General features: G+C 48.7%; 13 protein-coding genes. 5 read left to right on the top strand and 8 right to left on the bottom strand.

The features are described from left to right. The first annotated feature begins 95 nt into the window (after positions 1-95). Positions 96-725, top strand: a complete 630-nt coding sequence (gene udk / locus AR333_RS08100) for a uridine kinase (RefSeq protein WP_068774759.1) — start codon at positions 96-98, stop codon at positions 723-725. 303 nt (positions 726-1,028) lie between these two features. On the opposite strand, the gene AR333_RS08095 is transcribed toward udk, so the two are convergent. Next, complete coding sequence (locus tag AR333_RS08095; RefSeq protein ID WP_068774758.1) at positions 1,029-2,231, bottom strand: MFS transporter; 1,203 nt, start codon at positions 2,229-2,231, stop codon at positions 1,029-1,031. An 82-nt stretch (positions 2,232-2,313) separates the two neighbouring features. Further along, entirely contained in the window at positions 2,314-2,880 is a 567-nt protein-coding gene (locus AR333_RS08090; protein ID WP_068774757.1) for a hypothetical protein, read from the bottom strand. Between the two features lie 229 nt (positions 2,881-3,109). Here AR333_RS08090 and AR333_RS08085 point away from each other — a divergent pair, with 229 nt between their 5' ends. Next, positions 3,110-4,225 (top strand): aminopeptidase, encoded by a 1,116-nt coding sequence (locus AR333_RS08085; protein ID WP_068774756.1) that lies wholly within the window; start codon positions 3,110-3,112, stop codon positions 4,223-4,225. A gap of 156 nt (positions 4,226-4,381) precedes the next feature. On the opposite strand, the gene AR333_RS08080 is transcribed toward AR333_RS08085, so the two are convergent. From AR333_RS08080 to AR333_RS08070, 3 genes are all read right to left on the bottom strand, one after another. Then, positions 4,382-5,572 carry a hypothetical protein gene (locus AR333_RS08080; protein WP_068774755.1) on the bottom strand — a complete coding sequence of 397 codons (1,191 nt, stop codon included), beginning with the start codon at positions 5,570-5,572 and terminating at the stop codon, positions 4,382-4,384. A 182-nt stretch (positions 5,573-5,754) separates the two neighbouring features. Beyond that, positions 5,755-6,249, bottom strand: coding sequence for a translation initiation factor IF-3 (infC, locus tag AR333_RS08075; RefSeq protein WP_068774754.1), 495 nt, complete (start codon positions 6,247-6,249; stop codon positions 5,755-5,757). Between the two features lie 296 nt (positions 6,250-6,545). Then, positions 6,546-8,261 (bottom strand): L,D-transpeptidase, encoded by a 1,716-nt coding sequence (locus AR333_RS08070; RefSeq protein WP_068774753.1) that lies wholly within the window; start codon positions 8,259-8,261, stop codon positions 6,546-6,548. Positions 8,262-8,525: 264 nt separating this feature from the next. Here AR333_RS08070 and AR333_RS25605 point away from each other — a divergent pair, with 264 nt between their 5' ends. Continuing rightward, positions 8,526-8,657, top strand: a complete 132-nt coding sequence (locus AR333_RS25605) for a hypothetical protein (RefSeq protein ID WP_301336113.1) — start codon at positions 8,526-8,528, stop codon at positions 8,655-8,657. Between the two features lie 123 nt (positions 8,658-8,780). On the opposite strand, the gene AR333_RS08065 is transcribed toward AR333_RS25605, so the two are convergent. Together AR333_RS08065 and AR333_RS08060 are read right to left on the bottom strand one after the other, a co-directional pair. Continuing rightward, positions 8,781-9,158, bottom strand: coding sequence for a PH domain-containing protein (locus tag AR333_RS08065; RefSeq protein ID WP_068774752.1), 378 nt, complete (start codon positions 9,156-9,158; stop codon positions 8,781-8,783). 86 nt (positions 9,159-9,244) lie between these two features. After that, the gene (locus AR333_RS08060) at positions 9,245-10,306 is read right to left on the bottom strand and encodes a DUF3900 domain-containing protein (protein WP_068774751.1); all 1,062 of its coding nucleotides are present in this window, start codon (positions 10,304-10,306) and stop codon (positions 9,245-9,247) included. A 196-nt stretch (positions 10,307-10,502) separates the two neighbouring features. Here AR333_RS08060 and AR333_RS08055 point away from each other — a divergent pair, with 196 nt between their 5' ends. Together AR333_RS08055 and AR333_RS08050 are read left to right on the top strand one after the other, a co-directional pair. After that, positions 10,503-10,754, top strand: a complete 252-nt coding sequence (locus tag AR333_RS08055; protein ID WP_157338760.1) for a hypothetical protein — start codon at positions 10,503-10,505, stop codon at positions 10,752-10,754. 247 nt (positions 10,755-11,001) lie between these two features. Then, the gene (locus tag AR333_RS08050; RefSeq protein WP_068774750.1) at positions 11,002-12,408 is read left to right on the top strand and encodes a hypothetical protein; all 1,407 of its coding nucleotides are present in this window, start codon (positions 11,002-11,004) and stop codon (positions 12,406-12,408) included. 188 nt (positions 12,409-12,596) lie between these two features. Here AR333_RS08050 and AR333_RS08045 read toward each other — a convergent pair whose 3' ends face one another. Next, on the bottom strand, positions 12,597-13,265 hold the full coding sequence (locus AR333_RS08045; protein WP_068774749.1) for a uracil-DNA glycosylase: 669 nt from the start codon (positions 13,263-13,265) through the stop codon (positions 12,597-12,599). Positions 13,266-13,269: the final 4 nt, after the last annotated feature.

Genomic DNA, 13,269 nt, shown 5'->3' with positions numbered 1-13,269 from the left:
TAGGCTCCGTAAGGAGCTTTTCTTTGTTGAAAAAAGCCCACACTGTGATAAACTATTCAGGTACAAATGCTTATCAGGGAGGGCCATCATCATTTATGTTAGTCATTGGAATAGCCGGGGGAACGGGCTCGGGAAAATCTACGGTCGCCCGTTCCATCATACACGAACTCGGGACAAAGAATGTCACCTTAATCTGTCAAGATAATTATTATGCGGACCGCAGTGAATTAACCATGGAAGAGCGTGTTAAGATCAACTACGATCATCCGCATGCATTTGAGAACAAACTGCTGCTCAAGCATCTCGGCGAGCTGCGCCTCGGCCGCGAAATTGAGGTTCCGATATATGATTTCACCCGTCATGCCCGTTCCTCAGAGACTCTGCTTGTGCAGGGTACTCCCATCATCATTATTGAGGGCATTCATGTACTGACGGACGAAGATCTGCGAGGGGCACTGGATATCAAAGTGTTTGTCGATACGGACCCGGATGTCCGTATTCTGCGCCGGATCATGCGTGATACGCAGGAACGAGGGCGCTCGCTGCAATCCGTATTCGACCAGTATTTGACGACGGTCAAACCGATGCACGATGCCTTCATCGAACCATCCAAGAAATACGCTGACATCATCATTCCCGAAGGTGGAGAAAATGAAATCGGCATCCGTCTTCTGACCACACTGACGGAGAGCTATATGGATACACTTCTGGCGGAAATAGACTAAATTCGGTCTGTTCCTGAGCATTCTCACATTTTGTGGTTCCTCACAGCCTGGCTGATTTATCAGAGAAAAAGACCTGAACGCAGATTCATAGCGTTCAGGTCTTTTTCTGATAGTGATGTCCTTTTCTCATTGCGAATTCATGCGGCTAAGGTTAGGGATGTTCTTATATAAACTCCCGAGTCCAGAAAGACCATTCAAATGTTAGCAGCCATCCTGCTGCCCCGCATCATCCTCAAGTACCCGCATTCGTTAGTCCGATGCCCGGCAATCCTGAATCGAAGAGTTCCGGACCTATGAGAACAGCTAGAGAGCTCTGCTCTCAGTCTCTCTCTCCGTCCCCTGTCTTCGCGTACCTTTGAAAGCAAACCCGCTAATCACGAAGATCAGGAAAACGGAACCCAATGTGTAGAACAGGCTGCCAAGCGAGATATATTGCAAGCCCAGTCCGCCCAGATTAGGTCCGATTACACTGCCCAAACTGAACAGAATAGAGCCGATCACATTCGCAGACGGCAGCAGATCACGCGGCAGCAAATCCGCGGCATAAGCCAAGCCAAGCGAGAAGAAAGAACCGATCATTCCTCCCGCAGCGAATAGAAGAAGTCCGATTCCGAGGATGGAATCGCCTGCTAGAGGCACAGCCATGAAAGCAGTGCCTCCTCCAACTGCAGCGGCCAGCAGCACGGGCTTACGGCCGATCCGGTCGCTGAGTATTCCAAGAGGCAGCTGAAGAATCAGACCGCCTATGCCGACAAGCGGCAGAAGCATCGACACCGATGTATCGGTAAGACCCATCCGCAAACCATACAGCGGGAAACTCCCGTTCAATACGGCTTCCGTATACCCGTATAGAAAAGTCGGGATGAGTGCAAACCAGGCTATCCGGACCGCAGTTCCGTATCTTTTCTTAGCAGGCGCCTGCTTGTCTCCTGTCTGTAACGGCTGCTTAGGAAGCTTCGTAAGCAGCAAAGCGACCAGCAGGTAGAACACGGCTACGATAAAGAAAGGGGCAAACCGCCCGAACGACAGCAGATTAATCCCTGCGGGACCTAAACTGAATCCGATTCCGTATGCCATTCCGTAATAGGAGATGTACCGTCCTCTGCGATCTGGCGGTGCGGACGTCAGGATCCACAACTGCGTCGTGTAATGCAGAATCGAATTGCCGAATCCGATGGTAAACCGGAGAAGGAACCAGAACGCGAGATTCTCCCACACAGGCAGCAGCACTAATGCCGCTGTCTCGAGCAGGATGCACGCAATGAGAATTCTTTTGAAGCCAAGCGCAAGCAAAATCCGTTCCACTACGAACATCGACACGAAACTGCCAATATACATGGAAGCGGCATTAAAGCCGTTCAATCCCGGTGAAACCCCGCTGGATTCCAGCATGATCGCAAGCAGAGGAAGCAATAGTCCTTGGCTTAAACCTGAAATTATGACAACCAGCAGCAGAATAAGCAGGCGGCGTGTCGGTGTCATCGTCTCTGAAGACGATTCTGTCATGATGCCTACCCCCCATGCATAATGAAAACAACTCGACTATTGTACCATCTGCTGCTGTGATTGTGAATCAACCTACGGTTTATTAATTTACGCCAGCTTCCTGCCCATTTTCTTCAATGAAATCCATCCGGTCTGTGAACGCGAGCAATTTGGCCGGAAGCGGTACGCCAAACCTTTTCCATACAAGCAGACGGACTTCCCTGATCCACTCCTCAAACCCTTTGTATCCGGCAAACAAAGCTGCATAATGATCATTCATCATGACAAAATAAGGACGGGAATATTTATCCGTCAGAAAGCGAAGCGAAGTATCCACCGGGGTGTATTTCTTACGCTTTCCTTCCCAGGTATCGATAGTAATCCTGCTTTCTCCGGCACCGTTCCCGCTTACTCCTTCCACCAGCTCCTCCAAGTTCTTTACCCGCTTATAATAAGGAACGGCGCAGGCGATATTCATCCGGCGAAGACTGTCTTCGTGCTGTGGATACAGAACAACTGTATTAAATTGGCGCTGCCGGGCTAATTCCAGAACAATTGCCAAATCATGATCTGTCCATTCCTCAAAAGTCTCAAATACAAGAAGTGTGCCGCGCCGCTTAGGCTGCTCTTCCTCATAACCAAACGGAACCATACTGTTGCCGCGAGCCATCAGACCGCCTCCTTTTCTTTTTTTCATTTTACCCCGAAGTGGAGAGAAGGACACACAAAATGATTTTCAATCGGAAAGAGGATTCTTTTGACCTGTGGTAGAATAATTATTCCAAACAGCACTTTACAACCGGAAGGAAGCTTCATCATCTGTACCAAATGTACTATAATAGATGTGAAGCATGACCGCGAATGCAGTGCTTATCCCAACTAATAAGGAGTTCCTGTACATGAGAGATCCACGAATGGTTACATTTGCACGCAATATTATCCGCTACTCGGTTGAACTGAAAGCGGGCGAAAATATTTTGATCGAACTCATTGGAATTAAAGATCCGGAGCTTGCGAAATGCTTTATTGAAGAAGTGTACGCAGTTGGGGGCAATCCGATTGTCGAGCTGCGCGATCCGGCCATTAACCGCAGTATGATGCTCGGAGCTACGCGCCAGACATTGGAGAAGAAAGCCGAGCTGGAGCTTAATCGCATGAAAGAAATGCAGGCGTATGTCGCTGTCAGAGGCGGAGACAACGTGACCGAAACAGCTGACGTGCCGGAAGACCGTCTCAAGCTCTATATGAGCGTCTATTCCAGACCTGTAACCAATCAGCGCGTTAACCATACCAAATGGGTTGTGATGCGTTATCCGAACGGTTCGATGGCTCAGCTTGCCAACACCAGTACAGAGGCATTCGAAGATTTCTACTTCCAAGTATGCAATTTGGATTACAGTAAAATGGAAGAAGCCATGGAACCTCTCGTTGAGCTGATGAACCGTACCGACAAGGTCCGTCTTGTATCCCCTGGCACAGATTTGACCTTCTCGATCAAGGATATTCCTGCTATCAAATGCTGCGGCAAACGCAACATTCCCGATGGTGAAGTCTACACAGCTCCAGTTCTTAACTCTGTTAACGGAGTCATTTCGTACAATACTCCAACCGTGTACTCGGGTACTTCGTTTGAGAATGTGGTCCTGAAGCTGGAGAACGGTAAAATTGTGGAAGCAACCAGCAACAATACCGCGCGTATGAATGACATTCTCGATACAGATGAAGGGGCACGTTATATCGGCGAATTTGCCATCGGCGTGAATCCTTATATCCAGCATCCGATGAAAGACACCTTGTTCGATGAGAAGATCGATGGGTCCATCCACTTTACACCTGGGCAAGCCTATGAAATAGCCGACAACAGCAACCGTTCTTCCGTTCACTGGGATATCGTGCTGATTCAGCGCCCTGAATACGGCGGCGGCGAAATCTGGTTTGACGATGTACTGATCCGTAAAGACGGCATTTTCGTTCTTCCAGAACTGCAATGTCTGAATCCGGAAAATTTGAAATAAACTTTACCCTGTTTCACAAGAGCCCGCATCCTTACTGCATCGGGCTCTTTTTTCGTTTCCGCCAGAATCCACATTTTGTGAATTTATTCAAAAAAGAGCAGGGATATGATTATGATACTCAATCTACGCCCGCTCTTCCCTTCTATTCGATTACAGCTAATTCAATTCAATTACATTTAATTGAGCTTCACCTTCATATTTCAGAGGATCCATCACAGAAAAGCCAAGATAACTCTCACTATTAAACAATTTGGAAGTAGTTAATTGATGACTTGATATTTCCAGTACTTTACCACTCTCAAGATCTAGAGAAAAAATTTGGTACATTGAATATCTATAATATAGTTTATTTCCGCGTATAAAGGGGGTGTCTAACGTAAGATCCTTGTCTTGCGCCTCAATGATATGTTTTATTTCCCCGCTATTTTTATCTGCTACGTATAATTTCCCTATTTCTGTCCAGACAAACCACTTATCATCCGCCGTAAAATCTACAACGCCTGTTCCTTCTTTCAAAATTTCGGGCTTTTCATTAAAATCATACGGATAATAGACAATCTCAATTTGTTTTTCGTCTATCGAGGCTGATTCTTTATTGAAGGACGTTTGCTGCACCAGAATTCCTTCTTTTAAAGGGCGTTGCAGCACCATGAATATTCCATCTCGTTGATCCATTTGATCGTTTAGTTGTTCTGAAGCAATGGTATCCATCTTTCCCTTAATGGGATCAAATACGATTAAACTGCTTGTAATGATCTTATCCTCAATTGTTTTTTTAATCCATGTAACCTTGTTATCTTCCATTCTTAAGACAGGAGGTTGGAGTTCAAGATCGAGGTATCCTTGATCCACGACTTTAACTTGTTTAGTATCCAAATGTAAGGTTTTGATTTCCCATTCCTTTTTCTTTTCATTACTTCTATTATATTCGACCCAGTAAAGATTATCTTTGACCCCAACAAGCGAATTAATGATTTTTTTATTAGGCGCATCGTAAATTTTATTAAACGTTTTTTCCCCTCTATTCATTAGTCCGATTGAACTTTGTTCCGCCTCACTTTGATCATATTCAAAAGCAATTAATGTATCATTAATATAACTTGCTGTAATAAAGGTTGAGATAAATTCATTGTTTTTCAATTCATAGTTTTGAACGGAGCCGACAGGAGCGGATTCAGATTTGATCTCATTTTTGTTTACGTTATCTTCATCTTCGTATACTGGCATTGCTTCCATGTTATCCTTTGAATTGTTTGAGGGTTGGGGTTCAGAACTTTTCAGAACATAAATTGTACCCGCCGTAAATATTAATATTATCAGTAAGGACGTACTTATATATTTCTTCAAAACCGCCCCCCCCTTAAACATTAACAATAAAAAGGGCTTATTAGGCCCCGGTTATCTCCATACGATACTTGCGAAAATGCGCTGATTTGCTGCCCATACTTCATCAAATGACATTCTCTCGTTTTACACTACGAGTCATTTATTGCTCCTGACATAACTTCACGAACTACAGAAATTTCACTTTATAACAGGCCTATCGGATTTATCTTAACCGCAGCCTGCTTGCCGCTCACTTGAATCCCTGTTTCTTTAATGCCTGTAACTGCCAAATCTTTAAGCAGACGCTCCAGTAAAGCTTTAGCTTTCGGTCCCTCTTTTCCTTGAATGCGAACCACCAGCTGTACCGAATTGCCCGTAACAAGAAGCTTCTCTGCCTGCCTTTGCTTCGTCTCATAGTCGTGATCCTCGATATTTACGGTCAGACGCAACTCTTTCACTTTAAGGGGTGTCCCGCTCTGCCGCTGGGCCTGTTTTTCCTTCTGAGCGGCTTGTTTAGCCATTCCACGTGCAACAAGCTTACAGGGAGGAGGGCTGGACATTAAAGAGGTACAAACCAGATCCGCCTTGGCTTCCTTCGCGGCGCGCAGCGCTTCCTCACGGGATACGATCCCGAGGTCTTCTCCATTCAATCCGGTGAGCAGAACCTCAGCGGCTTTAATTTTTTCATTCGTAATCATAGGTGACCTCCACTAATACGAGTTCGTTATTTGGATGCATTAGGAACTCCTTGTATTCTAGTAGATTTCACGGATAAAAACAAAAATACCTTCAAAAAATAGAGGAAAGCAGCCGCGGCCTAAAACCTGCCGTACTCTCCTGCGTGGAAAGGCTCATCGAATCAGACTCGAATGGTAAACTTCGCCCGCTCTGCGGGTATTATATCCCCGCCTCCAACCCACATCCCATACCCCAACTTCCATGCATCTCCCGCTCTCTCTATGCTTAGAAGCGGGCGGCATGCGTGAAAGTTCGGTTAGCCCAGCCAGTGAAAAACCTTGCCTGGGACATGCTCATTCACTGAAGAAAGCTGAGCAGGCCGCAGAGCAGCCGCAGCGGCCGCAAGCTCACCTCCGTGCTCGGAGACCGGCCGCTTCAAAGCCGGCACACCGGCCTCGTCCAGCGAGGCGACCACATGCAAGGCGGCCCCCTTCGGCACGAGGGCGAAGAGCGCCAGCATCTCGGCGTCGTCCACACGGACGCAGCCGAGTGAGCGGGCGGCGCCCACTGAGGCAGCGTCCGCCGTGCCGTGCACCGCGATGCTGCCGAGCCCGAGAGCCGCGGCGCCGTACACTCCCGGCGCCCTGCCCGCTGGAGCGAGTACCCGCTCCAGCACGGAGTACGTGCCGCCCGGCGTCGGTGACTCCGGGCGGCCGATTCCCGCACGGGACGCTAGTACCGTCCCGTTGCCGGCCTGCAGCAGCAAGCGGCGCTCCCGCTTGCTTACGTACACCTGCACCGGCTCCAGCTGAATGTTCGCCGGTGCGGATAACGCAGCGCTGACGGGCTGTGCGACCGCCAGAGCGGCAGCCGGCAGGTTCGGGCGCAGCACCGAGCCTGGATCGTCAGCGGCGGGAATGTACACCCAGCCGCCTCCACCGTCATAGTAAGGGCTTACGCGACTCGAGCCCGTCAAGACCTCCTTTGGCAGAAAGCTTAAGTAATTATCCGGGTAGCTCCGTATTAGCAAATCAAGAGACGCCGGATAGGTGCCGTCATGATCTGCAGCATAAGCTTGCAAAGCCGTCCGGATAATTTGCGCACCCGCCACTGTAAGTGCCTGCGCCTGCGGAACTCCTTCACTTATGTAATAAATCTGAATGGATGAACGAAGCTGCGGTACATATTCGGCAGCAACGAATGCATTCTCCAGGCTTGCTTGGCTGTCTAGCGGATAAGCTTGCCCCGGTCTTAACTCTTCCCGGATAGCTTGTCCGCCTGAGGATGAAGATCCTAGTGGATCTGTTCTGCCGGATTGCTTACCATCTACAACAAACCCGTAGATTACACGGTTCTGGCGGGAATTCTCTTGTACAAGCCGGTTCATTTCACGCAGCAGCTCGGACTCGATCCACTCCGCACCCACTCCTGCCGGAAAATCCATGACATAAGGAACATCCTTCTCTGGCACTGGCATAGAGGCATCACCACGCACAGAAGCAGCTTCTGTAGAGAAGCTGCTTCCTGTTCCTTGTGCGGGTTTACCGGAATCACTGCCGGCAGCAAGCGAGGAAGCAGCCGCTGAGGCCGATGCCGCAGCAGAGTTGTCCTCCCCCGCACTGCCCAGCAGAGCTGCCAGCAGAATGAGATTGATAAGAATAAGCGCATACAAAAACATCCGCAGGAACCGGTTGAATTTGCCCTTGGTCGCCACTTCCAGTTCTGTTCTTGCCTCCTCCAAATCTGCTTGCTCCTGAAGCGCCAGATCGCGGAGCGCTCTGTTAGCTTCGTAGTAATACGGTGACGAAGAGGTTTTCATTACTTCCTGATAGTGAAAAATCGCCCGGCTGATATTACCCTGTTCACGGGCACGCTCGCCCATTTTGAAATGGGCTTCCGGAGAGGTCTTGTCCGCATAACGAATTACTTTATCGAAATACTGCGGATCTCCCTTGCTGATGAGCAAGTTTTTATTCAAGCGTACAAGCTGCGGTTCCAAAGGATTAGAAAATCGTTTCTCCGATCCTCCCATTCCCGACCTCCTGTCTACCAATTGCGATATTTTTCCATAATCCTTTCGATACATATTGTATCAACAACTATACATTTTGTATATAAAGATTTCAACCTTCGCGAACTCCTTCTAAACCAATACAAGTGAAGACTTCCATAAAATGCAGTCGGATAAAAGCTGCTATACATGTACATATAATGGAGGGGTCATTAAGCCGGCAGGTTGAACGGCTAAGGTATGAATTTGATTCTTTGCAGCAAACTAGTATCGGAGGTGAATGCTATGTCAGGAAGAAACAGCAAGCCCAAAAATCGCGGTCCAGCCAGTCATCCCGGACGACTGGACCAGTTCGGCGACAAATTGTCGGATAGCAAAGGCCCGGAGCCCAAGCCTGAGAACGTTTGCGGGGAATAAACTGATTTCAACCAGCATATGATTCGCTTCTTCACAAAGCAAAAAAGAAGCCTGCACGCCATTGGCGCGCGGCTTCTTTTTTGTCGTTACTTAAGTATTTATAAAGGGGCAGATGATGATAACTTAACCCAGAATATGCTGGCTTAGAACGAAATACACCTCATTGATATTTGCGCTTTTATTAAATTTTTTGACGATCGGTTCCGCGCTTCCGGTCAACCAGATTTTAAGCTCGGCATCCAGATCAAAGGTACCCGCACTTTCTTTGGCGAAACGGATAATGCTTCTGTAAGGAATAGACTGGTATTCGACCTTCGATCCTGTCACTCCCTGCTTATCAATCAAGATTAGCCGCTTATTCGTAAACACAAATCCGTCGCGGATAACTTTGTACGCCCTCTCCACCCGTTCATCCGCCAGCAGGAACGGTTCCAGCTCCTTCTGCAGCTTATCCGGCGTTAATTCCGTTGCATTTCCTAATAAAGCATCCAGCAGTCCCATGATCCATCCATCTCCTAAATAAAAGTATAACTAATTGTATCATCAGTTCCCTCTATCTAGAATCACCCTTGCCTAAATGGCTGGATTTAATCTCCCTCGGCAGCCAGCTTCTCCAGCTTAGCCAGGACAGAATGCAGATCTTCCGGTTGAAGCAATTCTATAGGGGAAACCCCTTTCTCGAAGTGCAGGGAGCTTCCGCTTAACAAGACCACATATTGATCTCCAAATTTGGCAAAATGAACTTTCCGTCCGTAGTCGGCCAGCTTGCCCTTGACTGCCAGGTGATCCAGCTTGAATGCCATACCCAGATCCGGCTGTTGATCCACCAGATGATTGGCGGCTTCCATCACAAGTTCCGGCGTCCATTTCTCCTGAAGCTCCCGCTTGTCACTCGCTGCCCACAGCTCCAGATCACGCTCCTCCGTCTCCCTGAGCTCCGGCTGAGCTACCAGCGTTTCTTCAATGTGCTGCTGAACCATGTTGTATACCTGATGATTGAGCAGTTCAGGCATGGATTTCTCGTATTCAACGAATTTAAGCAGATCCTCAAAATATTTGGCATGGGAAGGCTGATGAATCTTGAGTTCCCACTCTTCCAGCATTCCCGCTTCCGGCATATAAGGATACTGGATGGCCTTCATATTCTTAGCGTTCACAGCCATTTCAACCTCATGCAGCAGGCTCGACTCATCCGTAATCCTTGCGATTTTGGGTTCAAAATCACATTTCATGACAAAGACAAATGGCTCGTCAAAATACTGCGGCAGCTTCGCGCTCGCTATAATCAAAGCTCCTGTCCGCACCGAACTCGTCTGAATATAAGCTCTGGCCAATTCATCGCTTTCTTTGAAGAAGTCATCCCGGTTAGAAGCCGCTCTCAGCCTGGCAAACATATTATAATTCGGATTCGTTTCAAGTCCGCAGCCCGGCTCTGTAATGAAACGGCCGATTTTGGTCGGTACCTGTTCGGATTGCGGATTGCGCTCCACCTTGCGTTTGGCAAGTCTAGCGAATTCTCCCCCCAGGAATTGTTCCAGCGAACTTCCTTCATAAGCATATCCGTCCAGCGTCTGGAAATGACGATATGCTTTGCCTGTCCCGTCGTCCTTTATGACAAAAAATGAGATGTATTGCACATCAAAATTCATGTAAAAGTCCCCTTTATTCGTTAACCTGTTGTCTAACCTCTATTGATTGTAGCGAATCCTGTGTTTTTTGACAAAAGAAACTCGAATGCCCGAAAAAAACTTTACATAGTAATGTGATAAATCATCTAATGGCACTGTCTATATACATAGAACCATTACTAATAGGACTGACTAAGAAGTTGGGGTGTAGGATGAGATGATTTATGGAACGAGACTACTGGAAACCGATATTGAATTGTTTGCTGCTGCATTAACTCGAAGTGAAGTGTATATTTGGGGAATGGATGGCAATGACGTATACGTCCAAATCGGATGCGGCTACATTGAAAAATACAACAAGGAGCAAGTGAAGATCCGCTCCAGCATCCAGAACGGTTCAACCGTATACTCCCGTGAAAAATGTGAATTCAGCTCCAAAGTCGAAAGCAACAACGAAATGCCGAGATAACCCCCGCTTCTAAATTCCTGCCCACACTAATAGAGAAAAATAGCTGACCCTATATAAAAAAACAAAAGCAAACCGGTTTGAAGCCCCGCAAGGCCTTCATGACCGGTTTGTTTATATTTAGAGCCCTTTTTAAACTCAGCGCAGCCCTAACCTTATAAGTATTGGCCCCCTCTGGCATGAACCTTTGCTGCATGGATGCATAGATTGTAGCAGTACAGGATATCAGCCCAATTACGGAGGGATTCTCGTGGGTGTAGAGCTGATGGGTTTGCATGGGGTCTACGTGCTGTTTATTGCGCTTATCATCGGATTTATGATCTTTCGTAAAGATACAACGCCGATTTGTCTAATCGGCATTCTACTCATCGGTCTGGCCGCCACCGGATCGGTGAGCCAATCCGTCGAGGGTATTTTCACAAGCTTAATTTATGCCATGAAAGAACTGCTTCCCACGATCCTCGTCATTTCAATTATCGTCGGCATGAGCCATGTGCTATCCCTGTCGGGGGTAAGCGATACTATGATTTCTCCGGTAACCAAGCTTATCCGCAGTCCCGCAGCCGCCTACTGGATCATCGGTATCATCATGATGATCGTGTCGTGGTTCTTCTGGCCATCCCCTGCTGTCGCTTTGATAGGCGCGGTTCTCCTTCCCGCTGCCATTCGGGTCGGTTTGCCTGCCATAGGAGTTGCAGTTGCCATGAATCTCTTCGGTCACGGCATTGCTCTCTCCGGCGATTTCGTCATACAAGCGGCTCCCACATTAACGGCCGATGCAGCCGGTCTCCCTGTCGGGAGCGTTATCACTGCCTCCATTCCCCTCGTAATTGTGATGGGAACGGTTACGACGGCGCTTGCGTTCTGGTTTCTGCGCAGCGACCTCAGAAGAGGTGTTCTTAAGCCAGCCAGTGCCATGAAGTCAGCGGTTCCCGGAATCAGCGGCTCTTCCATGAAAGGAATCCCTCTCCTCCCTGTGAGGAAGCGGAGAACTCTAGCGGTTCTTATTCCGCTTCTCTTCCTCGCCGACATCACAACCATGTACGCTTACCGGCTGCAGGGCGGAGAGGCAACCGCCTTGATCGGCGGAACGGCGGCCCTAATCCTGCTCCTGGTCGCGATGTTGTCTCACCGGCAGGAGGGATTCGGCAAATCTACCTCTTACCTGGTGGACGGTTTCCATTTCGGGTTTAAAGTATTCGGTCCCGTTATTCCCATCGCAGCATTCTTCTATCTCGGAGATGCCGCGCTGCTGGAGCTGTTCGGCAACGTCCTGCCGGCAGGTTCCCAGGGCATCGTCAATGATCTGGGCTTGGCGCTGGCACATCATGTGCCGGTACAACCGGCAGTCAGTGCTGTCACACTGACTGCGGTCGGCGCGATTACCGGACTCGACGGCTCCGGCTTCTCGGGAATCTCGCTGGCCGGCTCTGTCGCCCACCTATTCTCGGCTGCCCTTGGAGCCGGGGCAGAGACTCTTACCGCACTCGGCCAGGTAGCCGCTATTTGGGTGGGAGGAGGTACGCTCATTCCGTGGGCGCTCATCCCGGCCGCTGCTATTTGCGGCGTCGATCCGTTCGATCTCGCGCGCCGCAACCTCAAACCGGTGTTGATCGGTCTTGCGGTTACGACTGTGGTCGCCATCTTCCTGATTTGACCTATAGAGAGCCTGAAGGCACCTCCGCGTTGTCAAGGAGGTGCCTTTAAGATGTTCTTGCTTTTCTGTTCTCGCTTTTCTGTTCTTGCTTTTCTGTTCTTGCTTTTCTGTTCTTGCTTTTCTGTTCTTGCTTTTCAGCTCGGATAGGCACGGATAGTATCAGCCTGCTTATCACAGTCTGTATCTCACTACGCCAGACACCAGTCGATCGGAGACAAGCCCCTCTCTTCGAGCCAGGCATTCGCCTTGGAGTAAGGCCGGCTGCCAAGAAATCCGCGGTGTGCGGAAAGCGGACTCGGATGAGGAGAACGAATGACCCCATGCCTGCTTGTATCAATAAGCTTTACTTTGGACTGGGCATGGCTCCCCCATAAAATAAATAATACAGGGTCCGTCTTCATGCTGATCGTTTCGATCACTTTATCCGTAAAAGTCTCCCAGCCTTTGCCTTTGTGGGAGTTAGCCTCACCTGCGCGCACCGTCAAAACCGTGTTCAGCAGCAGCACGCCCTGATCCGCCCATGGCTTCAAATAACCGCTGTCAGGCAGATCACAGCTCAGGTCCTCTCGTAACTCCTTGAACATATTCCTCAAGGAAGGAGGCAAGGGTATGCCGGGTTTAACCGAAAAGCTCAAGCCATGAGCCTGTCCCGGCCCGTGATACGGATCTTGGCCCAGAATAACTACTTTAACTTCCTTAAACGGTGTATAATTCAGCGCGTTAAAGATATCTTTTTTCTCCGGATAAATCGTATGTTCCTCGTACTCCTCCGCAAGAAATTGCATCAATTCGCCGTAATAAGGCTTCTCGAATTCAGCTTGGAGATAATCCTTCCAGTCGTTAATCAGATCACTCATGGCG

This window comes from Paenibacillus sp. FJAT-26967 (genome assembly GCF_001541095.1).
Taxonomy (GTDB): domain Bacteria; phylum Bacillota; class Bacilli; order Paenibacillales; family NBRC-103111; genus Paenibacillus_F.
Note: the sequence above shows the minus strand (reverse complement) of the source record. Positions and strands in the feature narration are given on the sequence as shown.

Excerpts from the sequence above, each read along its gene's own strand:
- AR333_RS08055 (WP_157338760.1), top strand. The coding sequence starts at position 10,503 with ATGATTTATGGAACGAGACTACTGGAAACCGATATTGAATTGTTTGCT.
- AR333_RS08060 (WP_068774751.1), bottom strand. The coding sequence starts at position 10,306 with ATGAATTTTGATGTGCAATACATCTCATTTTTTGTCATAAAGGACGAC.
- infC (WP_068774754.1), bottom strand. The coding sequence starts at position 6,249 with ATGATTACGAATGAAAAAATTAAAGCCGCTGAGGTTCTGCTCACCGGA.
- AR333_RS08090 (WP_068774757.1), bottom strand. The coding sequence starts at position 2,880 with ATGGCTCGCGGCAACAGTATGGTTCCGTTTGGTTATGAGGAAGAGCAG.
- AR333_RS25605 (WP_301336113.1), top strand. The coding sequence starts at position 8,526 with ATGTCAGGAAGAAACAGCAAGCCCAAAAATCGCGGTCCAGCCAGTCAT.
- AR333_RS08070 (WP_068774753.1), bottom strand. The coding sequence starts at position 8,261 with ATGGGAGGATCGGAGAAACGATTTTCTAATCCTTTGGAACCGCAGCTT.
- AR333_RS08085 (WP_068774756.1), top strand. The coding sequence starts at position 3,110 with ATGAGAGATCCACGAATGGTTACATTTGCACGCAATATTATCCGCTAC.
- udk (WP_068774759.1), top strand. The coding sequence starts at position 96 with ATGTTAGTCATTGGAATAGCCGGGGGAACGGGCTCGGGAAAATCTACG.
- AR333_RS08095 (WP_068774758.1), bottom strand. The coding sequence starts at position 2,231 with ATGACAGAATCGTCTTCAGAGACGATGACACCGACACGCCGCCTGCTT.
- AR333_RS08045 (WP_068774749.1), bottom strand. The coding sequence starts at position 13,265 with ATGAGTGATCTGATTAACGACTGGAAGGATTATCTCCAAGCTGAATTC.
- AR333_RS08065 (WP_068774752.1), bottom strand. The coding sequence starts at position 9,158 with ATGGGACTGCTGGATGCTTTATTAGGAAATGCAACGGAATTAACGCCG.